This is a genomic window from Nocardioides silvaticus (assembly GCF_003160695.1).
Classification (GTDB): Bacteria; Actinomycetota; Actinomycetes; order Propionibacteriales; family Nocardioidaceae; genus Nocardioides; species Nocardioides silvaticus.
This window is the reverse complement of record NZ_QGDD01000001.1, coordinates 828,763-849,915: the sequence shown is the minus strand read 5'-3', so window position 1 is coordinate 849,915 and position 21,153 is coordinate 828,763. Positions and strand designations below refer to the sequence as shown.

Annotated in this window: 24 protein-coding genes; 10 read left to right on the top strand and 14 right to left on the bottom strand. The window is 71.8% G+C overall.

Features of this window, described 5'->3' with window-relative positions; all coding sequences use genetic code 11:
• Positions 1–17 precede the first annotated feature (17 nt).
• Positions 18–833 carry an arylamine N-acetyltransferase family protein gene (locus DJ010_RS03870; RefSeq protein ID WP_211318640.1) on the top strand — a complete coding sequence of 272 codons (816 nt, stop codon included), beginning with the start codon at positions 18–20 and terminating at the stop codon, positions 831–833.
• Here DJ010_RS03870 and DJ010_RS03865 read toward each other — a convergent pair.
• The 5 genes from DJ010_RS03865 to DJ010_RS03845 form a co-directional block, all read right to left on the bottom strand.
• Positions 830–2,026 carry an ABC transporter ATP-binding protein gene (locus tag DJ010_RS03865; RefSeq protein ID WP_109692266.1) on the bottom strand — a complete coding sequence of 399 codons (1,197 nt, stop codon included), beginning with the start codon at positions 2,024–2,026 and terminating at the stop codon, positions 830–832. The genes DJ010_RS03870 and DJ010_RS03865 overlap by 4 nt on opposite strands.
• Positions 2,027–2,030: 4 nt before the next feature.
• A complete protein-coding gene (locus DJ010_RS03860) occupies positions 2,031–2,861 on the bottom strand; it encodes a carbohydrate ABC transporter permease (protein ID WP_109692265.1) in 831 nt (276 codons plus the stop codon).
• Between the two features lie 4 nt (positions 2,862–2,865).
• Positions 2,866–3,822: a carbohydrate ABC transporter permease gene (locus DJ010_RS03855; protein WP_109692264.1), complete on the bottom strand. Its 957-nt coding sequence runs from the start codon at positions 3,820–3,822 to the stop codon at positions 2,866–2,868.
• Positions 3,819–5,153: an extracellular solute-binding protein gene (locus DJ010_RS03850; protein WP_109692263.1), complete on the bottom strand. Its 1,335-nt coding sequence runs from the start codon at positions 5,151–5,153 to the stop codon at positions 3,819–3,821. Before DJ010_RS03850 ends, DJ010_RS03855 begins: the two co-directional genes overlap by 4 nt.
• 79 nt (positions 5,154–5,232) lie before the next feature.
• Positions 5,233–6,192 carry an alpha/beta fold hydrolase gene (locus DJ010_RS03845; RefSeq protein ID WP_109692262.1) on the bottom strand — a complete coding sequence of 320 codons (960 nt, stop codon included), beginning with the start codon at positions 6,190–6,192 and terminating at the stop codon, positions 5,233–5,235.
• A gap of 59 nt (positions 6,193–6,251) precedes the next feature.
• Between DJ010_RS03845 and DJ010_RS03840 the strand changes: the two genes are divergently transcribed.
• Positions 6,252–7,082, top strand: coding sequence for an esterase/lipase family protein (locus DJ010_RS03840; protein WP_109692261.1), 831 nt, complete (start codon positions 6,252–6,254; stop codon positions 7,080–7,082).
• A 147-nt stretch (positions 7,083–7,229) separates the two neighbouring features.
• Here the strand turns inward: DJ010_RS03840 and glpX are convergent, their stop codons facing one another.
• The 5 genes from glpX to DJ010_RS21740 all read right to left on the bottom strand — a co-directional run bounded on the left by glpX (position 7,230) and on the right by DJ010_RS21740 (position 11,212).
• Positions 7,230–8,240: a class II fructose-bisphosphatase gene (gene glpX / locus DJ010_RS03835; RefSeq protein ID WP_109692260.1), complete on the bottom strand. Its 1,011-nt coding sequence runs from the start codon at positions 8,238–8,240 to the stop codon at positions 7,230–7,232.
• Positions 8,241–8,302: 62 nt separating this feature from the next.
• Positions 8,303–9,277 (bottom strand): ABC transporter ATP-binding protein, encoded by a 975-nt coding sequence (locus DJ010_RS03830; RefSeq protein ID WP_245927166.1) that lies wholly within the window; start codon positions 9,275–9,277, stop codon positions 8,303–8,305.
• Positions 9,274–10,080: an ABC transporter permease gene (locus tag DJ010_RS03825; protein WP_109692258.1), complete on the bottom strand. Its 807-nt coding sequence runs from the start codon at positions 10,078–10,080 to the stop codon at positions 9,274–9,276. Before DJ010_RS03825 ends, DJ010_RS03830 begins: the two co-directional genes overlap by 4 nt.
• Positions 10,077–10,820 (bottom strand): molybdate ABC transporter substrate-binding protein, encoded by a 744-nt coding sequence (modA, locus tag DJ010_RS03820; protein ID WP_158282918.1) that lies wholly within the window; start codon positions 10,818–10,820, stop codon positions 10,077–10,079. The genes DJ010_RS03825 and modA overlap by 4 nt, the downstream gene beginning before the upstream one ends.
• A complete protein-coding gene (locus DJ010_RS21740) occupies positions 10,817–11,212 on the bottom strand; it encodes a TOBE domain-containing protein (protein ID WP_158282917.1) in 396 nt (131 codons plus the stop codon). The genes modA and DJ010_RS21740 overlap by 4 nt, the downstream gene beginning before the upstream one ends.
• Before the next feature lie 124 nt (positions 11,213–11,336).
• Between DJ010_RS21740 and DJ010_RS03810 the strand changes: the two genes are divergently transcribed.
• Positions 11,337–11,915 carry a DUF4245 family protein gene (locus tag DJ010_RS03810; protein WP_158282916.1) on the top strand — a complete coding sequence of 193 codons (579 nt, stop codon included), beginning with the start codon at positions 11,337–11,339 and terminating at the stop codon, positions 11,913–11,915.
• Between the two features lie 31 nt (positions 11,916–11,946).
• On the opposite strand, the gene DJ010_RS03805 is transcribed toward DJ010_RS03810, so the two are convergent.
• From DJ010_RS03805 to DJ010_RS03795, 3 genes are read right to left on the bottom strand one after another with little or no spacing between them, the layout of a single operon-like run.
• Positions 11,947–12,180 carry an exodeoxyribonuclease VII small subunit gene (locus DJ010_RS03805; protein WP_109692255.1) on the bottom strand — a complete coding sequence of 78 codons (234 nt, stop codon included), beginning with the start codon at positions 12,178–12,180 and terminating at the stop codon, positions 11,947–11,949.
• Complete coding sequence (xseA, locus tag DJ010_RS03800) at positions 12,170–13,408, bottom strand: exodeoxyribonuclease VII large subunit (protein WP_109692254.1); 1,239 nt, start codon at positions 13,406–13,408, stop codon at positions 12,170–12,172. Before xseA ends, DJ010_RS03805 begins: the two co-directional genes overlap by 11 nt.
• A 25-nt stretch (positions 13,409–13,433) precedes the next feature.
• The gene (locus tag DJ010_RS03795; RefSeq protein WP_109692253.1) at positions 13,434–15,137 is read right to left on the bottom strand and encodes an NAD(P)/FAD-dependent oxidoreductase; all 1,704 of its coding nucleotides are present in this window, start codon (positions 15,135–15,137) and stop codon (positions 13,434–13,436) included.
• Between the two features lie 36 nt (positions 15,138–15,173).
• Between DJ010_RS03795 and DJ010_RS03790 the strand changes: the two genes are divergently transcribed.
• From DJ010_RS03790 to DJ010_RS03775, 4 genes are read left to right on the top strand one after another with little or no spacing between them, the layout of a single operon-like run.
• Positions 15,174–16,082 (top strand): PfkB family carbohydrate kinase, encoded by a 909-nt coding sequence (locus DJ010_RS03790; protein ID WP_109692252.1) that lies wholly within the window; start codon positions 15,174–15,176, stop codon positions 16,080–16,082.
• 55 nt (positions 16,083–16,137) lie between these two features.
• Positions 16,138–16,956, top strand: a complete 819-nt coding sequence (gene truA / locus DJ010_RS03785; protein ID WP_109692251.1) for a tRNA pseudouridine(38-40) synthase TruA — start codon at positions 16,138–16,140, stop codon at positions 16,954–16,956.
• Positions 16,953–17,669, top strand: a complete 717-nt coding sequence (locus tag DJ010_RS03780; RefSeq protein ID WP_245927165.1) for a class I SAM-dependent methyltransferase — start codon at positions 16,953–16,955, stop codon at positions 17,667–17,669. Before truA ends, DJ010_RS03780 begins: the two co-directional genes overlap by 4 nt.
• On the top strand, positions 17,662–17,916 hold the full coding sequence (locus DJ010_RS03775; RefSeq protein ID WP_109692250.1) for a hypothetical protein: 255 nt from the start codon (positions 17,662–17,664) through the stop codon (positions 17,914–17,916). Before DJ010_RS03780 ends, DJ010_RS03775 begins: the two co-directional genes overlap by 8 nt.
• Here DJ010_RS03775 and DJ010_RS03770 read toward each other — a convergent pair.
• Positions 17,906–18,580, bottom strand: a complete 675-nt coding sequence (locus DJ010_RS03770; protein WP_109692249.1) for a maleylpyruvate isomerase family mycothiol-dependent enzyme — start codon at positions 18,578–18,580, stop codon at positions 17,906–17,908. The two genes, DJ010_RS03775 and DJ010_RS03770, sit on opposite strands and share 11 nt — an antisense overlap.
• 38 nt (positions 18,581–18,618) lie before the next feature.
• On the opposite strand from DJ010_RS03770, the gene DJ010_RS03765 reads away from it, so the two are divergent.
• From DJ010_RS03765 to DJ010_RS03755, 3 genes are all read left to right on the top strand, one after another.
• The gene (locus DJ010_RS03765) at positions 18,619–19,290 is read left to right on the top strand and encodes an SIMPL domain-containing protein (RefSeq protein WP_109692248.1); all 672 of its coding nucleotides are present in this window, start codon (positions 18,619–18,621) and stop codon (positions 19,288–19,290) included.
• Positions 19,291–19,347: 57 nt separating this feature from the next.
• The gene (locus DJ010_RS03760; RefSeq protein ID WP_245927164.1) at positions 19,348–19,881 is read left to right on the top strand and encodes a SigE family RNA polymerase sigma factor; all 534 of its coding nucleotides are present in this window, start codon (positions 19,348–19,350) and stop codon (positions 19,879–19,881) included.
• Between the two features lie 127 nt (positions 19,882–20,008).
• Positions 20,009–21,043 carry a hypothetical protein gene (locus DJ010_RS03755; RefSeq protein ID WP_109692246.1) on the top strand — a complete coding sequence of 345 codons (1,035 nt, stop codon included), beginning with the start codon at positions 20,009–20,011 and terminating at the stop codon, positions 21,041–21,043.
• Positions 21,044–21,153: the final 110 nt, after the last annotated feature.

The following is a 21,153-nucleotide window of genomic DNA, read 5'->3' as shown; positions in this document are numbered from 1 at the left end:
CAGCCTACGATCGCCGTGTGACCGAGGACACCTGGCAGATCGACCGGCTCGACCTCGACGGCTATCTCGGACGGCTCGGGGTGGCTCGGCAGTCGCCGACCCGCGAGGTCCTCGACGAGCTGCACGAGGCGCACGTCCGGGCTTTCACCTTCGACAACATCGACGTGCTGCTCGACCAGCACCCCGGCGTCGGCCTCGAGGCGCTCAACGAGAAGTTCGTCGAGCGGGGGAGGGGCGGCTACTGCTTCGAGCACGCCACGATCTTCGCCGCCGCGCTCGAGCGCCTCGGCTACGACGTACGACGCCACCTCGGCCGGGTCGGCGACCCGGCGACCGGCCAGGTGCAGGGACGCACCCACATGACCGTGGAGGTGGTGCTCGACGGCGAGCGGCTGCTCTGCGACCCCGGGTTCGGGATGAGCCTGGTGCGGCCGGTGCCGATCGGCGACGGCGTCGAGAGCGACCAGCGCGGCTGGCCCTACCGGGTGGTCCGCACACCCGACGGCGGCTGGGGCGTCCTCCGGCTGCGCGAGCAGGGGTGGGAGCACGCCCACACCGTCGACGAGCTGCCCGTGCTCCCGGTCGACGTCGTGATGGGCCACCACTTCACGAGCACGTTCCCGACCTCGCACTTCCGGCACGGCCTGATGGTCACCAAGCACACGCCGGGCCAGCACGTCTCGGTCACCGCCACCACGGTGACCACGCGCCGTCCGGGCAAGCCGACCGAGCACCGCGAGCTCGAGGCCGGCGAGCTCGCGACGTGGCTGCAGACGCTCGACGCCGGCCTCACCGAGGACGAGGCCGAGCGGCTGCTCGCCCGCTTCTCCTAAACCGTCGCCTCCGCCTCGGCGATCCGGCCCGCGTTGTCGCGGTCGACGGTGAGGTTCTCCCCCGTCGAGGGGTCGAAGAGGTGGATCTTGCGGGCGTCCACCCAGATCTCGGCCTCGTCGCCCTCCCTGATCCGGCTGGCGCCGTCGAGGTTGATGACCAGCTGGGTGCGCATCGCCTCGCCGTCGAGGTCCTTCTCGAGCTGCTGCAGCTGCGCGGCGACCTCGGGCGGAGCCTCGAACGGGATGTAGGCGTAGGTCTCGTTGCCCAGCCACTCGACCACGTCGACCTTCGCCCGGAACGTCGACTGCGAGCCGCCCTCGTTGGCGATCGAGGCGTCCTCGAAGTGCTCGGGCCGGATGCCGGCGATGAGCAGCCCCTTGCCGGCCGCGCGCTCGGCCTTGTCGGCCGGCAGCTCGACGGTGCCGAACGGCAGCTTGACCTGGTTGCCGCTCACCTCGGCCGGCAGGAAGTTCATCGGCGGGGAGCCGATGAAGCCGGCCACGAAGAGGTTGCCGGGGTTCTCGTAGAGCTCCCGTGGCGTCGCCAGCTGCTGGAGGATGCCGCGCTTGAGCACGGCGACCCGGTCGCCGAGCGTCATCGCCTCGGTCTGGTCGTGGGTGACGTAGACGGTGGTGATGCCGAGCCGCTTCTGGAGGCGGGCGATCTCGGTGCGCATCTGGCCGCGCAGCTTGGCGTCGAGGTTCGACAGCGGCTCGTCGAAGAGGAACGCGTCGGCCTGGCGGACGATCGCGCGGCCCATGGCCACCCGCTGCCGCTGACCACCGGAGAGGTTGCCGGGCTTGCGCTCGAGGTGCTCGTCGAGCTCGAGCGTCGAGGAGGCGTCGCGGACCAGCCGGTCGACCTCGGAGTTGTCCATCTTGGCCAGCCGCAGCGGGAACGCGATGTTTTCGTAGACGGTCAGGTGCGGGTAGAGCGCGTAGTTCTGGAACACCATCGCCAGGTTGCGCTCGCGCGGCGCCAGGTCGTTGACCCGCTTCTCGCCGATGAGCAGGTCGCCGGAGGTGATGTCCTCCAGGCCCACGATCATCCGCAGCAGGGTCGACTTCCCGCATCCCGACGGGCCGACGAGGATCACGAACTCGCCGTCGGCGATGTCGATCGACACGTCGTTGACCGCCGGGAAGCCGTCGCCGTACTTCTTGACGAGGTTCTTGATGGTGATGGCAGCCATGGTGTTATCCCTTCACTGCGCCGGAGGTCAGGCCGGCGACGATCTTGCGCTGGAAGATCAGGACGACGACGATGATCGGGATCGTCGCGATGACGGCCGCGGCGGCCAGCAGGGACGCCGGGCGGTTGAACGGGTCGGAGCCCACGAAGAACGCGAGCGAGGCGGGGATCGGCCGTGCGGCCTCTGTCGAGGTCAGCGAGATGCCGAAGACGAAGTCGTTCCACGCGAAGAAGAACGTCAGGATCGCGGCGGTGAAGACACCCGGCGCGGCGAGCGGGACGATGACCTTGCGGAACGCCTGCCAGGAGGTGGCGCCGTCGACCTGGGCGGCCTGCTCCATCTCCCAGGGGATCTCCCGGAAGAACGCCGACAACGTCCAGATCGCCAGCGGCAGCGTGAACGACATGTAGGGGATGATCAGACCGGGCCAGGTGTCGTAGATCCCGAACGCCCGCCACATGTCGAACAGCGGGCCGACGAGGGACACCACCGGGAACATCGCGATCGCGAGCGCCATCGTCAGCACCAGCTTCTTGCCGGTGAACTCGAGCCGCGCGATCGCGTACGCCGCCAGCGTCGCGACGATCACCGAGAGCACCGTCGCGATCAGGCTGATGCCGATCGAGTTGAAGATCGCGCGCCGGAACTGGTCGTTGTCCCAGACGGCACGGTAGTTCTCCCACCCGGCGAAGGTGCCGTCGCTCGGCAGGAACCCGGGGTTGCCGTTGGTGATCGAGAGCTCGTCCTTGAAGGACATCGAGATGATCCACGCCACCGGGAGGAGGCACCAGACCAGGATCACCAGGACGCCGACAGCGATGCCGAACTTCTTCATCGCTTCATCCCTCCTGCCGGGCTTGCGCCAGGTCGACTCGGAACAGCTTGATGATGAGCCAGGCGATCAGCAGCACGGAGAGGAAGAGCAGCACCGAGAGTGCCGATCCCATGCCGAGCTGGAACTGCTCGATCGTCTGTCGGTAAGTCAGGAAGCTGATGGACTGCGTGTCCACCGCGCCGTTGGTCATCACGAAGATGTTGTCGAAGATGCGGTAGGCGTCGAGGGCCCGGAACAGGATCGCGACCATGATCGCGGCCCGCATGTTCGGGATGATGACCTTCCACAACCGCTGCCACCAGCTCGCGCCGTCGACCTTGGCCGCCTCGATCATGTCCTCGCTCACCTGGGCCAGGCCGGCGAGGAGGAGCAGGGACATGAACGGCGTGGTTTTCCAGATCTCCGAGATGCAGATCGCGATGACCGCCGGCGTGGTCTCGCCGAACCAGTTGAAGTCGTCGCCGATGAACGGCAGCCAGCCGTTGACGAACCCGTTGGTGTAGGAGAACGCGAACTGCCAGGTGAAGCCCGAGACGACGGTGATGATGCCGTAGGGGATGAGGATCGAGGTCCGGACGATCCCGCGTCCGAAGATCACCCGGTGCATCACCAGCGCGAAGATGAACCCGATGACGAGCTCGATGGCGACGGTCACCACCATGTAGAGCACGGTGATGCCGGTCGACTTCCAGAACAGCGGGTCGGTCAGCGCGGTCAGGTAGTTCTGGATCCCGATGAAGTTCCGGTCGTCGGGTGCGGTGAGCGCGTAGTCGAAGGTCGAGAGCCAGATCGCGCGCACCATCGGGAACGCGGTGACGATCAGCATCAGCACGATGGCCGGCGCGACCAGCTTCTGCCCGAGCCGGTTCTCCGCACGGGTCCGGTCGCTGTCGACCTTCTTGGTCGGCTTGTCCGACTTCTGCTCGGGCATGGCCGCCGCGGGCACGTTGGTCGACGTCATAGCAGCGCCTCTCCCTTCAGGACCGCCTCGAGGTACTCCGCGGAGTTGTCGGGAGTCGAGTCGGGGTCGACCGACGTCGGCGAGTGCCATCGTTCCTGGATCGCGCCGGAGATCAGGGCGTAGAACGCGCTCTCCGGGCGGGGCCCGCCCTCGTCGACGCTGGTCCGCCAGAGCTCGACCAGGTCCTCCGGGTAGGAGCCGTCGGAGATGACCTCCTCGTAGGCCGACTCGGTGGAGGGCATCAGGCCGTCGGTCAGCGCGAGCTCCACCTGCGCGTCCTTCTGGGTGATGCACTGCGCCGCTGCCATCGCCTCGTCGGGGTTCTCCGAGTAGGCGCCGACGCCGATGTCGATGCCGCCGACGGGTGGCTTCGACTCCTCGCCCTCGACCGTCTGTGGGTAGCGGGCCCAGCCGAGGTCCTCGAGCTGCTCCGGGGAGACCGTGTCGGCGTAGTTCTTGTAGGCGAAGGTCCAGTTGACCATGAACTCGCCCGGCCCCTCCTCGGGATACATCAGGCCGAGGCTGGTGCCTTCGTTGGAGACGCTCAGATCGGGCTGGGCGGCCTCGGACTCGGCGAGCCGCTGGATCACCTCGGCAGCGGCGCGGCCGGCGTCGGAGTCGATCTCGACCGAGGCGTCGCGTCCCTTCTCGGTGTCGGCCACGATCTCGCCGCCCGCGCCCTGGACGAGCGCGTTGATCCACACGACGTAGGCCTCGTACTTGTTGCCCTGCACGCCCACCGTGCCGCCGTTGTCGGCCGCGGCGTCGATGACCTGCTGCCAGGTGACCGGTTGGCTCATGTCGAGGCCGGCCTGCTCGGCGAGCGTCTTGCGGTACCAGAGCACCTGGGTGTTCGCCCACAGCGGGAGGGCGTAGACCTTGTCGTCCCAGGTGACGGTCTCGGCGGGTCCTTCGAGGACGTCACCCTCGATCTCGCCCCAGTGGTCCTCGGGGATCTCCTGCAGCCAACCGGCGTTCGCGAACTCGGCGACGAACACCGGGTCGAGGTTCATGATGTCGGTCGAGGAGTCCTCAGCAGCGAGCCGTCGGGCCAGCTGGGTCCGCTGCTCGGTCGCGCTGGACGGCAGCAGCTGCACGTCGATCTCGTAGTCGTCGGTGCTGCACTTCTCCGCCCACTTCTCGAAGGTGGCGACGCCGTCGGGGTTGACGTACCAGTTGAGGACCGGCTTTCCGTCGTCGCCGCACGCAGCCAGCAGTGTCGCGGTCAGACCGAGAGCGGCGGCGGTCGCCAGGCCGCGGCGCGCACTGCGTCGAGATCCCCTTCGCGTCGTCGGAGCGAGAGACGCTGGGTCGCCCGAGTGATTCGTCATTGAACCCTCCCGATTGGATGTGACGGCAGCCACACTGCCCCGGAAGTTCAGTTCTTGTCTAGGCCGGTTCGAGCGACGACTACGGGGTAACGCGGTCCGCCGTCCGTCGTACTGCGGAGGCGATCGTCTCGAAGAGCGGCTCCGGGAAGTCGTGTCCCATCCCGTCGATCAGGAGCAGCTCGCTGCCGGGGATCGACATCGCCGTGGACCGACCGCCGGACACGTGGACCATCCGGTCGGCCAGGCCGTGGATGACGAGCGCGGGCATCTTCAGCTGCCGCAGCTGCGCCGTCCGGTCGGGCTGGGTGACGACGGCGACCATCTGGCGGAGCGTGCCCTCGCGGCTGATGCCGCGGTCCCAGGTCTCGTGCCCGCGCCGCTCCAGGTCGTCGGGGTCCTTGGGGAAGCCCGGGGAACCGATGATGGCCCAGACCTTGCGGCTGCCGGCGATGTAGGCCTCGCGGTCCGGGCCGCGGCGCGCGATCAGCGTCGGCAGGAGTGCGGGGCTCTGCCAGCCGACGGTTCGCCGGCCGGTGGTCGACATGATGCTGGTCAACGATCGCACCCGGTCGGGCCGGGCGATCGCCATCGTCTGCGCGATCATGCCGCCCATCGACGCGCCGACGACGTCGGCGGACTCGATGCCGAGGTGGTCGAGCAGGCCGAACGCGTCATCGGCCATGTCGGCGATGGAGTACGGCGCCGCGACCGGCCGGCCGAGGAACGCGCGGACCAGCATCCGCCGGTCGACCCGACCTCGCATCCGCGAGGAGCGGCCGGTGTCGCGATTGTCGTAGCGGATGACGAAGAACCCGCGCTCCGCGAGCAGCTCGCACAGCTCGGTGTCCCACCAGTTCATCGGCCCGCCGAGGCCCATGACGAGGAGCAGCGGGTCGGCGTCGGGGTCGCCGAAAGTCTGGTAGCAGATCTCGACGCCGTTGGCCAGCGGGGCGAACAGCTCCTCCGACACGCGGATGGCGGTGCGGTCGGCGGCGGCGTCGGCGGTGTGGTCGGCGGCGTGGTCTGCTGGGGAACTCATGCGTTCCAGTTTGCCGAATGACTGACAGTTAACGATTCAACATCCCTAGGATCGGGTACATGAGCGACGTGCTGGCGTCCTACCTCCTGCCCGACGGCTTCGGTCGTCCGGCACTTGCCGCCCTCTTGCGCGAGGGCAGCGTCGTCACCGAGGCCGGCAGGTTGGCCGTGCACCGGGGCGCGACGCGACGGACCCGCCGGCGTACGCCGTACGCCTCCCGGAGCGTGGCGCGGGCCGCCGAGCCGGTGCTGCTCGTGCCCGGATTCATGGCCGGCGACTGGACGCTGACCCAGATGGCGGCCGGGCTCCGCGAGCGTGGGTTCCGCACCTACCGCTCGCACATCCACGCCAACATCGGCTGCACGCTCAACGCGGCGGCCCAGGTCGAGGCGCACCTCGAGCGGATCGCCGAGCGGCGCGGCTCGCGGGTGCAGGTCGTCGGGCACAGCCTGGGCGGGATGATCGCCCGCGGCATCGCCGTCCGCCGCCCCGACCTGGTCTCCGGCATCGTCACCATGGGCAGCCCCATGCTGGCCCCGGCCGCCCACCACAAGCTGCTGACCCGCGGCGTCTCCGTGCTCAACCGGCTCTCGGCCGTCGGCGTGCCCGGCGTGATGTCGCAGGAGTGCGTCTCCGGCTCGTGTGCCGAGATCAGCTTCATGGAGTCGCGCCAGTCGCTCCACGAGAGCGTCGCGATGACCAACATCTACTCCCGCCGCGACGGCATCGTCGACTGGCGCGCCTGCATCGACCCCGACGGCGTCGCTGTCGAGGTGCGGGCCTCCCACATCGGCCTCGCCGTCGACCCGCGGGTGATCACCGTGGTCGGCGAGTCGTTGCTCCAGCAGTCGTCGCGGGTCTCGGTGCTCAGTGCGGTGGAGACTGCCTGAGGCCGCCTGTCAGCCGTAACCCCTGACCGCGTCGACTGCGCGGCCGGCAGCGTGTCGGGAGGCTTCGTCGCCGGTTGCGACCTGCAAGCCGACGACGGCCGGCCAAGACCCGGCGACGACGCCGGAGACACGCTCGGCCAGTTGAGGTCAGTCGAAGTCGATCGAGCTGAACTTCCGCAGCTTCTGCAGCTGGTGCTCGCTGGTGATGGTGCGGATGGTGCCGGAGCGCGAGCGCATGACGAGGGACTCGGTGACGCAGCCGCCGGCGCGGTAGCGGACGCCCTTGAGGAGCTCGCCGTCGGTGATGCCGGTGGCCACGAAGAAGCAGTCGTCGCCGGTGACCAGGGTGTCGGTGGTCAGGACGTGGTCGGCGTCGAGGTTGTGGCCGGCGTCGATCGCGCGCTGGCGCTCGGCGTCGTCGACGGGCCACAGCCGGCCCTGGATGGTGCCGCCCATCGCCTTGATCGCGCAGGCGGTGATGATGCCCTCGGGAGTGCCGCCGACGCCGAGGAGGAGGTCGACCCCGGAGTTCGGTCGGGCGGCGGAGATGCCGCCGGCGACGTCGCCGTCGGTGATGAACTTGATGCGGGCGCCGGTCGCGCGGACCTCCTCGACGAGCGTGGCGTGGCGGGGGCGGTCGAGCACGACGACGGTGACGTCGGAGGCCGCGATGCCCTTGGCCTTGGCGACCTGGTTGATGTTCTCGGACACGGGGTAGCGGATGTCGACGACGTCCGCCGCCTCCGGGCCGGCCACGAGCTTCTCCATGTAGAAGACCGCGGAGGGGTCGTACATCGAGCCGCGCGGAGCGACCGCGAGCACGGCGATCGCGTTGCCCATGCCCTTCGCCGTCAGCGTGGTGCCGTCGATCGGGTCGACCGCCACGTCGCACTCGGGGCCGGTGCCGTCGCCGACGCGCTCGCCGTTGTAGAGCATCGGCGCCTGGTCCTTCTCGCCCTCGCCGATCACGACCACGCCGTCCATGCCGATCGTCGAGATCATCACGCGCATCGCGTTGACGGCGACGCCGTCGGCGCCGTTCTTGTCGCCGCGGCCCACCCAACGACCGGCGGCCATCGCGGCCGCCTCGGTCACCCGCACCAGCTCGAGGGCGAGGTTGCGGTCGGGGGCCGGCGGCGGCACGGCGAGAGAGCTCATGGGCCGAACCTTACCGGGCAGTACATTTCGTCCGCATGTCCCGAACCCCGGTGCGGACGGGGTCAGGAGGTCGCGTCGTACGTCGTCACGGCGGTCTCCTTCACCGACAGCCACACCTGCTGTCCCGGCACCAGAGCGAGCTCCCGCGAGGCCGCCGGGGTCACGTCCGCGATCAGGTCGCGGTCACCGCTGACCTGGATGCGGATGGCGTCGCCGTGGGGTGCCGCACCGCGGACCACGCCCTGCCAGCGGTTGCGGGTCGAGTCGGCCGGCGCCTGCAGCCCGACGGTCACCGCGGCCGGCGAGAACGAGCGCAACCGGTCCCCCTCGCGGATCACGTTCAGGCCGACCAGGCGGGCGACGTGCTCGGTGCGGGGCCGGGCCGCGACCTCGTCGGGAGCGCCGTGCTGGACGACCCGGCCCTGGTGGAGGACGGCGAGCGAGGTGGCCAGGGTGAGGGCGTCGAGCGCGTCGTGGGTGACGAGCACGGTGACGCCGCGGAACTCGGCGAGATGGCGGCCGAGCTCGATCCGCAGCATCGCCGCCACACCGACGTCGAGGCCTGTGAACGGCTCGTCGAGGAGCAGCAGGTCGGGGTCGGTGACCAGGGCCCGGGCGATCGCCACCCGCTGCGCCTGACCTCCGGAGAGCTGCGCCGGACGCCGGTCGGCGAGGTCGGCGACAGCGAGCCGCTCGAGCCAGTCGCGCGCCCGGGCCCGCGCCGCCCGGTTGTCGGCGCCGCGGGACCGCAGCCCGAACGCCACGTTGTCGAGCGCGGAGAGGTGCGGGAACAACCGCTGGTCCTGGAAGACCACGCCGACGCTGCGCTCCCGCGGGGTCCGGCCGAGCAGGTCGGCGCCGTCGAGCACCGCCCGACCGGTGGCGGGGACGAGCCCGGACAGCGCGTGCACGAGCGTGCTCTTGCCGGCGCCGTTGGGCCCGACGACGGCGACCACCTCGCCCGGTCCGACGGCCAGCGCGGCATCGAGGCGGTCGGGCACGACCAGGTTCGCGTCCAGGCCGGTCCGGGCGGTCACGGGGCGGCCACCAGCCACTTGTCGCGCAGTGCGACCAGCACCGCGACCGAGACGACGAGCATCACCAGGCTGAGCGCCAGCGCAGCGTCGGCGTCGGACTGCCGGGCGACGTAGATGAGCGTCGGCATCGTCTGCGTGGTGCCCGGGTAGTTGCCGTTGAACGTGATCGTCGCGCCGAACTCGCCCAGCGACCGCGCCCAGCCGAGCACCATCCCGGCCGCGATGCCGGGCAGCGCGAGCGGCACCGTGACCCGGCGGAACGTGGTCCAACGGGTCGCGCCGAGGGTCGCCGCGGCGTCGTCGTACGCCGTGCCGGCAGTCCGCAACCCACCCTCGATCGCGATCGTCACGAACGGCAGCGAGACGAAGACGTGGGCCAGCACCACGCCCCACGTCGTGTAGGGGAACGCGAAACCGGTCGCGTCGAGCAGCGGCTCGCCGAACAGGCCGGAGCGGCCGAACGCGGCACGGAGCGCGACGCCGGCGACGACCGGCGGCAGCACCATCGGCACCGTGACCAGCGCCCGCACCAGCCGCCGCCCGCGGAAGTCGACCCGGGCCAGCAGCCACGCCAGGGGCAGCCCGAGCACGAGGCAGAACAGCATCGCGACCGTCGAGGTCACCAGGGAGAGCCACAGTGCCTCCTGGAGCGGCTCGCTGCCGAGCGCGTCGACCAGGCTGGCGGGGTCGGTCGCCACCACCATCGCCGCGAGCGGCAGCACCAGGAGCAGCACGGCCGCCGCCGCTGGAAGCATCAGCACCAGCGGGGGACGGCCCAGGGTGTCGGTGCTCGTCGTGCTCATGGGGTGGCGAAGCCGGCTTCCTGGAGCGCCTCGCTGCCGACACCGCCGAGCACCAGGTCGACGAACGCCTCGGCCAGGTCGTCGTCAGGCGCCTGCGTCAACGTGGCGATGTAGTACGACGACGGGACGGACTCGGCCTCGGGCACGGGGATCGTCACCACGTCGGCGCCGGCCGCGATCGCGTCGGTGCGGTAGACGAGGGCCGCGTCGGCCTCGCCCGCGATCACCTTGTCCAACGTGGAGCGGGCGTCCTCGTCGAGGCTGTCGGGCTCGAGGTCGAGGCCCACGCTGCTCAGCAGGTCGATCGCGGCGCGTCCGCACGGCACCTCGTCGGCGCACCGCACCCAGGTGGTGCCGGCGAGGTCGTCGAGACCGGTGATGCCCGCCGGGTTGCCGGCCGGGGTCGCCAGCACCAGGACGTTGCCGGCGAAGATCGTGGGCGGGTTCGCGGACCCAGCGTCCTCGGCCACCGCCATCGAGGTCTCGTCGGCGGTGGCGAGCACCGCGCCGGGCGCCCCGTCGGCCGCCTGCTCGGCCAGGGCGGTGCTCGAGCCGAACGAGAGCTCGACGTCGACGTCGTGCTCGGCCTCGAAGTCCTCGGCGAGCTCGGTGAAGACGTCGGTCAGCGACGATGCCGCCAGGACCTGCAGGGTGTCGTCGGCGTCGGCGTCGGCGCCGCACCCGGGGAGCGGGGAGAGCAGGGCGAGCGCGGCGGCCGCGGCCGCCCACCGGCGGCTCACGGTCGCTCCACCACGACGCTGGTCGACTTCACCGACGCGATCGCGCGCACGCCCGGCTCGAGGCCGAGCTCGGTCGCCGCCTCGGCGCTCATCAGCGACACCACCCGGTAGGGGCCGCAGACCATCTCGATCTGTGCCATCACGGTGTCCGTGACCACCCGGGTGACGATGCCGGTCATCCGGTTGCGGGCGCTGACCGACCCGGCGCGGGTGCGGTCCCGCTCGGCGGCGTCGACCAACGACGCGGCGAGGGTCGCGAGGTCCGGGCCGGGGACGACGGTCCGTCCGCCGTCGGCGCGGCTCGGCAGCCGGCCGGCATCGACCCAGCGTCGTACGGTGTCGTCGCTGACGCCGAGGACTTCCGCGGCCTCCGCGATCCGGTAGTCGGTCATGCGGAGAGTATTCCGCATCTGCGGATCAATCGCACGGGATCGCTTCCGCAGGTGCGGAAGCTGCGGACGTACCTCGCGGGCCGACGGGCAGCCTCGCTCAGGGGGCTGGGAGGATGGAGCCGCTATGAGTGCGTCGACCGAGGGCCGTCCGGGCAAGTACGAGCGCTCCGCCGGCGGCCTGGTCATGGCCCTGGTCGTCACCGTGGTCGCGGTCGGCGGGCTGATCTGGCTCCTCGGGCTGTTCCGGCCCGACACCGACAATCGGCCCGAAGAGCTGGCCGACTACCTCGCGATCGTCGAGGAGGCCCAGGACGCCAAGCTCGACCCGATCTACCCGGAGTCGCTGCCGCAGGGGTGGATCACCACCAAGTTCGAGGTCGAGCCGGGCACCGACCCGGCGCTCGAGACCGGGCTGTTCACCGACGAGGAGAAGTTCGTCGGCATCCAGCAGGAGGCGGCCGAGCCCTCCGACCTGGTCCGCCGGCTGGTCGACGAGGACGCGACCGCGACCGACATCTTCACCGCCGAGGGCTCGGTCGCCGAGGCCTGGCAGGGCTACGAGGACGACGGCGGCGACTCGGCGTACGTCGCCGAGGTCGGCGACCAGAGCGTGCTCGTCTACGGCTCGGCGTCGGCCGAGGAGCTGCAGGGCCTGATCGAGCGGCTCACGACCGCCCCGGTCGCCGGCCCGGTGGTGAAGTAGCGGCGAACGACGCACCGAGACGCGCTGACGATCAGCCGTCGTCCTCGTCCTCGTCGCCGACGACCGCGTCGAGCCGGGCGCGCGCACCGTCGAGCCACTCCTGGCAGATCGTCGCCAGCTGCTCGCCGCGCTCCCAGAGCGAGAGCGACTCCTCGAGGGTGGTGCCGCCGGCCTCGAGGCGGCGGACCACCTCGACCAGCTCCTCGCGTGCCTCTTCGTAGGACGGACGCTCCTCAGTCCCCTTCTTCTTGGACTCAGTGGCCATCGGTCTCCTCGAGCAGCTCGGTGCGGGTGGTGGTCACGTGGATCCTGCCGTCGGCCACGCGGACGCTCATCGCCGCCCCCGCGGTGACGCCGGCGGCCGAGGTCACGACGTGGCCGGCGTCGTCCTGGAGCACGGAGTAGCCGCGCTGCAGAGTCGCCAGCGGCGAGAGCGCCCGGGCCCGCGCGCGGTGGTGGGCGATGTCGTCGGCGGCCCGGTCGAGCCGGTGGCCGAGAGTGCGGCGCATCCGGTCGCAGAGGCCGGCGAGCTCGTCGTCACGGCGGTCGAGGAGCGTGCGCGGGTCGGCGAGCGCGGGCCGGGACCTCAGCGCGTCGAGCCCGGCCTGCTCACGGGCGACCTGGGCGGCCAGCCCGCGACGCAGCCGGTCGCGGGCGTGGGCGACGCCGTTGGCCTCGGTGGCGACGTCGGGCACGATCAGCTTGGCGGCGTCGGTCGGCGTCGACGCGCGGACGTCGGCCACCAGGTCGAGCAGCGGGGTGTCGGGCTCGTGACCGATCGCGGACACGACCGGGGTCCGCGCCTTCGCGACCGCGCGGATGAGCCCCTCGTCGGAGAACGGCAGCAGGTCCTCGACCGAGCCGCCGCCGCGGGCGATCACGATCACGTCGACGTCGGCGCGGCCGTCGAGCCGCTCGAGCGCCTCGATGACCTCGAGCGCGGAGCGCTGCCCCTGCATCGCGGCGTAGACGGTCTCGAACGCGACACCTGGCCAGCGGCGGGTGGCGTTCTCGACGACGTCCTTCTCCGCGGCCGACCGGGGCGCGGTGATCAGCCCGACCCGGCCGGGCAGGAACGGCAGCCGACGCTTGCGCTCCTGGGCGAACAGACCCTCGGCGGCCAACAGCTGACGGCGCTGCTCGAGCCGGGCGAGCAGCTCGCCCAGCCCGACCATCCGGATGTCGCGGGCGTAGAGGGAGAAGGTGCCCCGGTTGGCGTAGTACGACGGCTTGGCCTGGATCACCACGCTCGCGCCCTCGACGAGCGGCGGTTGCAGGCCGTCGAACAGGACGCGGGAGCAGGTCACCGGCACCGAGATGTCGGCGATCGAGTCGCGCAGGGTCAGGAACACCGTGCCCACGCCGGGCCGCCGGTTGACCTGGGCGACCTGGCCCTCGACCCACACGACGCCGAGCCGGTCGATCCAGCCGGCGACCGCGTTGGCGATCGTCCGCACCGGCGCCGGCTTCTCCAGCGACGTCTCCAGGGCCATGGCCCGAACCTAGTGGAGACCCCCGTCAGGTCGGCTGGGAGCCGGCGAGGTACCCGTGCACCAGCGGTACGACGGACGACCCCTCGCCGCTCGCGGCGGCCACCCGCTTCATCGAGCCGGAGCGGATGTCCCCGACGGCGAAGACCCCGGGCACCGTCGTACCCAGGCTCGGCGGCGGCACCCCGTCGACCCACTGGTCGGTGGGGACGTCGCGCCCGGTGAGGATGAACCCGCGCTCGTCGCGGGCGACGGCGTCGGGCAGCCACGAGCAGTGCGGTTCGGCGCCGAGCAGCAGGAACAGGCCGCCGGCGGCCATGGTGTCGCTCGTCCCGTCCCGCCGGTCGCGCAGCGTGAGCCACTCGAGGCGTGACGTTCCGCCGCCGTCCACGACCTCGGTGAACGGCCGCACCGAGATCCGGCGGTGATAGCTGATCTCCTTGATGAGGTAGCTCGACATCGTCTCCTCGAGACCGGCCCGCCGGATCACGATCGTCACCGACCGGGCGAACCGCGCCAGGTGGATGGCCGCCTGACCGGCGGAGTTGCCGCCGCCCACGACGACGACGTCGGCGCCCTCCATCTCGCGCGCCACCGACATCGCGCTGCCGTAGTGGACGCCGAGCCCGATCATCGCGTCCAGCGACTCGACACCGAGCTTCCGGTAGCTGACACCGGTCGCGACCACGACCGCCTTCGCGTGGACGTCGCCGCCGTCGGTGTGGACGATGTGCGGCGCGCCGTCGGGTCCCGGTGTGAGCCCGGCGACCTCCCAGCCGGTGAAGAACCGGGTGCCGAACCGGATGGCCTGCCCTCGCGCCCGCTGGGCGAGGCGCATGCCCGAGACGCCGCGCGGGAAGCCGAGGTAGTTGCGGATCATCGAGCTGGTGCCGGCCTGGCCGCCGATCGCCTCGGACTCCACCGCGACCGTCGTGAGACCCTCGCTGGCGCCGTACACCGCGGCGGCGAGGCCGGCCGGACCGGCACCGACGATGCAGAGGTCGACGATCGTGTGCGCGCCCTCGGGGTCGATCGAGTCGGGGCGCCCGTAGATCTTCGCCGCGACGTCGCGGACGGAGGCGGGCGCGATGACGCCCCCACGCAGGTGCCTCACCAAGGGGTACGTCGGCTCCGCGCCGCCACCCTCCGCGCGCCACTGGGCGACGACCGCGGCCCCGATCTCCGACTCGGGGGCGAACGTCGCGCTCGGCATGCCCATCCGCGCGAAGAACTCGCGGATCGACACCGCGAGGGCGTCGCCGGGCTCGGCGACCACGTCGGCCGTCGTCACCTCGGGGGCCGCGACCGTCGAGCCCCAGTCGGACAGGAGCTCGCAGACCGCCGTGTGGAACTCCTCGTCACGAGGGCCGCGGGGGAGCAGCAGGTAGGCGTCGTACTTGCCGGTGGCGAGGCCCGGTCGTAGCTCGTCGGCATCGGCGATGAAGTGGTCCCAGTGCGCGGCGACCAGGCGGCGCGAGGTCGGGACGACCTCGCGCCAGCGGTGCAGCGCGGCGAAGAGCGGGCCGTCGGGCAGCCGGGACTCGGTGACGAACAGCGCGATCGGCCGCCCCTCGGCGACCAGCTGCTCGGCGATGATCTCGGCGTCCTTGGCGGAGGTTGCGGTGCGGAGGTCGTAGTCGCGGGCGTAGCGGCCGAACTCGTCGAGCAGGAAGTCGGTGCGCTCCGGGGAGACGAGGATGATGGCGGGGTGGCCCGGTGGGGACTGGCTCACGCGAAGAAGTATGGCGAGGACTGGCAAGGTGTGGCCATGGACGGCGTCGCGCTCGTGGTCGGTGAGGCGCTGGTCGACGTGGTGGAGTCCCCGGACGGATCGGTCGTCGAGCGGCCCGGCGGGAGCGCGGTCAACGCCGCGGTCGCGCTCAGCCGGCTGCAGCGGCCGGTGCTGCTGGCGACGTCGTTCGGGCCGGACGAGCGCGGCCGGGCGCTGTCCGAGCACCTGGGCGCCAGCGAGGTGCAGCTCGCCACCAACCCGAACCTCGTGCAGCACACCTCGCTCGCCCGGGCCAGGATCGGGGCGGACGGCGCGGCGTCGTACGACTTCGACGTGGTGTGGCGACTCGGACCGGTGTCGGTGACCGACGTCCAGGTGCTGCACGTGTGCTCGCTCGCGCCGCTGCTCGAGCCCGGGGCCACGGTGGTGGCCGAGCTGGTCGAGCGGCTGGCCTCGACGACGACGGTGACCTACGACCTCAACGTGCGGCCGGTCATCACCGGCACCGGGCCGGACATCGTCCGCCGGGTCGAGGAGCTGGTCGCGCGGGCCGACCTGGTCAAGGCGTCCGACGAGGACCTGGCCGCGCTGTGGCCGGACCGGGACGGCGTGGCGCACCTGCTCGGGCTCGGCGCCAAGCACGTGGTCCTCACCCGCGGTGCCGCCGGTGCGGAGTGGGTGAGTGCGGACGGCGAGCGGGTGGCGGTCGTGGCGCCGGCCGCGGAGGTCGTCGACACCATCGGCGCAGGTGACACGTTCGGCGCCGCGGTCCTCGACGCGGTGTGGGACGACCTCGGCGCGGGCCGGTTGGGGGCGCTGACCGACCAGCAGCGGACCGCCGCGCTGCACCACGCCGCCCGGTGCGCCGCGATCACCGTCTCCCGCGCCGGCGCCGACCCGCCCTGGCGCGCCGAGCTCGATCGCAACGGGGAAATTCGTCGTTGACCGCTCGGATCGGGGACGAACTTCCCCGGTGCGTGGCGCGTGGAACACTGACCCCGTGCGGCTCCGGATCGACCTCGCCTACGACGGCACCGACTTCCACGGCTGGGCCGCACAGCCGGGGCTGCGGACGGTGCAGGGGGAGCTGACAGCGGCGCTGGCGACCGTGCTGCGGGTGCCGGCCGGGGAGCTGCAGGTGGTGTGCGCGGGACGGACCGACGCGGGGGTGCACGCGCGCGGGCAGGTGGCACACCTCGACCTGCCCGACGACCACGCTGCGGCCGGCGACGAGCTCGGGCGCTTGGCCCGGCGGGTGAACGGCGTGCTGGCGCCCGACCTGCGGGTGCACCGGGTGACGGTGGCGCCCGAAGGGTTCGACGCCCGGTTCGGCGCACTGTGGCGGCGCTACGCCTACCGGATCGCGGACGCGCCCGAGGTGGTCGACCCGCTGGTACGACGGCACGTGCTGACCTGGCCGCGGCCGCTCGACCTCGGCCTCATGAACACCGCGTCCGGCTACCTGACCGGCCTCCACGACTTCGCGTCGTTCTGCAAGCAGCGGGAGGGGGCCACGACGATCCGCACCCTGCTCGAGCTGTCGTGGAGCCGTGACGAGTCCGGGGTCGCGGTCGGCCTCGTCCGCGCCGACGCGTTCTGCCACTCGATGGTGCGCGCGCTGGTCGGCTGCCTGGTGGCGGTCGGCGAGGGACGTCGGTCGCCGGCGTGGGCGCGCGAGATCCTGGAGGCACAGCAGCGCGACCCCGCGGTCGCCGTGCTCCATGCGCACGGGCTCACCCTCGAGGAGGTCGCCTACCCGCCCGACGCGGAGCTCGCGGCGCGGGTGGAGCGGACGTCGGCGAAGCGAGAACGCCTGTGAGCGAGGACCACTACTTCTCCGCCGACCCGGCGGCGCCGTTCCAGCGGACGGCGGTGCGGGCGGAGGTGTGGGGTGAGGAGCTCGCGCTGACCAGCGGGTCCGGCGTCTTCGCGCAGGGCCGGCTCGACATCGGCACGTCGGTGCTCTTCCGCGAGACCGAGCCGCCGGCGCCCGGGCGGGTGCTCGACCTGGGCTGCGGGTACGGCGTGATCGGGCTGGCCATCTGCGCTGCGTGGTCTCGACAGGCTCGACCAGCAGGAGGCGCTCGACCAGCAGGAGGCGCTCGACCAGCAGGAGGCGCTCGACCAGCAGGAGGCGCTCGACCAGCAGGAGGCGCTCGGCCAGCAGGCACGGTGACCGCCGTCGACGTGAACCGCCGCGCCGTGCTGCTGGCCAACGAGAACGCGGCGGCGCTCGGTCTGGCCGACCGGTTCGCGGCGATGACGCCGGAGGAGGTGCCGGCCGACGCGACGTTCGACGAGATCTGGTCGAACCCGCCGATCCGGATCGGCAAGGCCGCACTGCACGACCTGCTGCTGACGTGGCTGCCGCGGCTGACGCCGGAGGGCCGCGCGACCATGGTCGTCGGCAAGAACCTCGGCGCAGACTCGCTCCAGCGCTGGCTGGGGGAGCAGGGCTACCCGACCGCGCGGCTGGCGAGCGCGAAGGGGTTCCGCGTGCTCGAGACGAGGAGGGCGGGGAGCGATGGCTGAGGAGCAGGTGCCGACGCTGTCCGAGGTGGCGCGGATCCTCGACCGGGACGGGCTGCTCTCCCACGAGCGGGCCGCGGTCCTGCAGCAGGCCGCGGCGCCGGACCGGCCGGAGCGCTACAAGTGCAGTCACGTCGAGCACCGCGGCGGCGGCTGGCAGCACCCGTGGCCGGACGAGGCGATGTATCCGCACGCCTGCTGCCGGATCGACGACCACTGCCCGGCGGAGTGGGGCCGGATCAGGGAGTGACGGCGGTCTCGAGCAGCCGCGCCGCCACCGGATCGTCGACCGGCGCGCGCTTCCACACCGCCAGCAGCAGGTACGACGCCGGGCCGCCCACCTCCGCCACCGGCTCGCCCTCGCCGATCTCGACGGGCGCGGCCTCGTGGTCGGTCGCCCGGAACCGGAGCTTGCCGGCCAGCGGGGCGATCCGGTCGAGCCGCACCTGCCGGGGGTAGAACACGGTCGCGACCTCGTCGACACCGTCCCACGCGAGGACCGGATCGAGGCCGTCCGCCCACGCGGCCCCACGCCCGGCCGAGGCGAGGGCGTCGTAGGTGTGCACGATCGTCTCGTGCACCTGGCGGCGCCGCCAGAACCCGGTCACCTTCGACGGTCCGAACGCCCAGCAGGGCTCGTCGGGGTCGCGGGAAGCGAGCACCTCGACCAAGCGGGCCGCGGCGTCGCGGTACCAGTCGACGAGACCGGCCGGCGCCCCGTCGTACGTCTCGTTGCCGTCCGGCGTCCCGTCGACGACCGCGTGTGCGGCCCACAGGTGGGTCTCGCCGAGGTGGACGACCAGGTCGGCGAGGGTCCAGTCCGGGCACGACGGGACGGCCGCGTCGAGGTCGCCGGCGGCGACGGTGTCGGCGAACCGGCCGGTGGCGTCGCTCAGCAGCGGGATCCAGTCCATGCCGCGGATCCTGCCAGCCGCTGGGCTAGGTTCCGTCCATGACCACCGAGATCACCGTGCGCGGCTCCTACTCGGCGTTCGAGCCGCCCCAGCGCGGCACCGTGCAGGCACGGCTGGCGTTCGAGGGGCCGAAGATGCAGCCGGTCTACGACCGCGTCGTGCGGGACCTCGAAGCGGTGAAGGCGTCGATCGTGCCGCTGCACAACCCCGAGGTCGGGCCGGTGACGTGGTGGTCGACCCAGCACGTGCGCACCTGGTCGCAGCGGCCGTGGAACCAGGACGGCAAGCAGCTCCCGCTGGTCCACCACGCGAGCGTCGGCATCGAGGTGAAGTTCCGCGACTTCGGCGAGCTGGCGCGGTGGGTCGGCCGGCACGTCGAGCACACGGCAGGCTTCAGCCTCGACGGTGTCGCCTGGGCGCTCACCGAGAAGCGCAAGCACGAGCTGTCCCGCCAGGTCCGCGCCCGGGCCGTGCAGGACGCGGCGTCGCGTGCGCAGGAGTACGCCGACGCGCTGAGCCTCGGTCAGGTCCGGCCGGTCGCGCTCGCGGACGCCGGCATGCTCGGCGACGGCCTGCGCCCGACCGGGCCGACGACGGAGATGGCTTTCATGCGTGCCGGGAAGGCGGCCGACAGCGACGCCGTGCTGGCGCTGTCGCCGGACGACATCGAGGTCAGCGCCGTCATCGACGGGCGGTTCGTCGCGGGTTGACCTGACCGCTCGCAACAGGATCCGCCTGACGAGCGTCTGTAGGGCGTGGAGGCAACGGTGGACGAGCTCGGTGCCCGGCAGGCCCTGTCGTCGTTCGACGACTGGGTCGCGGCCCGCGGACCGGCGCTGCTGCGACTCGCCTACGTGCTGACTGGCAACGCCGCCGACGCCGAAGATGTCGTGCAGGACGCGCTGTCCCGGGCACTCCCGCGGTGGGACCGGATCGCGCACGCCGACGACGTCGACGCCTACGTGCGACGGATGGTCGTCAACGCCCACACGTCGTGGTGGCGGAAGTTCCGTCGGCGGGAGTCGCCGGCGGCCGAGGTGCGGCCCGACGGCGCCGATGGCGTGGTCGCGGGTCCGGGCGAGGGGCTGGGGTCCGACGAGCGCGCCCGGCTGTGGGCGGCCTGCCAAGCCCTGCCCGTCGACCAGCGCACCGCGGTGGTCCTCCGCTACTACGAGCAGCTCGACTACGACGAGATCGCCGCGTTGACCGGCGTCCGCGAGGGCACGGTCCGCTCGCGGGTGTCGCGTGGGATCGCCGTGCTGCGGGAGTCGATGGGCGAGACGGGAGAACGTGATGAGTGACTTCGACGAGCGGCTGTCCGCCGTCCTCACGGCGGAGGCGGAGCACGCCCCGCCCGTTGCCGGACTGGCTCGGGAAGCACGGCGACGGCACGTCGTACGACGTCGGCGGCGGGTCGCTGCCGGGACCGTGACCGCTGCACTGGTCGTCGCCGCGCCCGTCGCCCTGCTGGCGGTTGGGGGAGGCGACGACGCCGACGTGGCGAACGATCCGCCCGCCGGGGCGTGGCGGACCGTGACGCACGGCGACGCTCGCGCCGACATCCCGGGCGACTGGACCGACCACACCTGCGACTTCGACGGCTTCACCGCTGAGGTCTATGGACCTGACGAGAAGGCGGCGTGCCAGTTCGAGAGCTACCTCGCCTTCTACGGCAGTGCGACGTTCGATGCCAGGCGCCCGCCCGGGATCTTCGGCAAGCAGGGCTACGTCTATGCGGGTGACTTCGCGGTGTCGGCGGCAACGGAGACCGTCGGGCTGACCCGCCGCCTGCTCGCTTCGGCCCGGTCGGAGAGTGACCCGCCGATCGACGGCTCCGAGTGGCAGACCGTTGGAGCCGTTGGCCTGCGCTACGACGTGCCGGCATTCTGGGGCCTAGGACCCGACGCCGACCTGAGCAACTACGCCGTCTGCGCCGTGACAGGTGATCGTGACGCTCCACCCACGGAACGAGAGGACGAACCGGCAACCTACGGCTCGACAAGCTTCGTCGCTGACCGGTGGATCCAGGTTGTGGCGCCTACCCAGGCGCTGGCCGACCTTGTGACGTCGACCGTCCGGGTGGAGCCTCGTAGCGACGACGTCGGGTGCGTCTCAGGATCGGCGAGCGACGGCGACGAGGGAACGTCCGGGCCGACCGACGACTGGCAGCGGTTTGCCGTGGAGGGCGTCAGGTTCGACGTGCCGGATCCCTGGCGCGAGCTGGACTGCCCGGGTAGCGGCATCTACTTCGGCCCTGACCCGAATCGGTGCGGACGCAACGACTACCTCACCTTCTACGCGCGGGCTTGGTTCGACCCGGCGATGGGCCCAGCTGAGATCGTCTCCGGCCACGAGGGCGGAGACACACTCTGGGCCGGTTACGTGTTCGCCGGCGACTGGGCGGTCTATGTCCGGACGTACGACCCGCAACTGACTCAGGACATCCTCGCGACTGTTCGATAGCAGCCGGTTCCTACCGCCCGCGGAGCGCACCGAACACCGAATGGCAGCGACCGCACCGCGGAGGGAGCGATCGCCCTCCGAATAAACCGGCTGCGGATCGAGAGGCACTG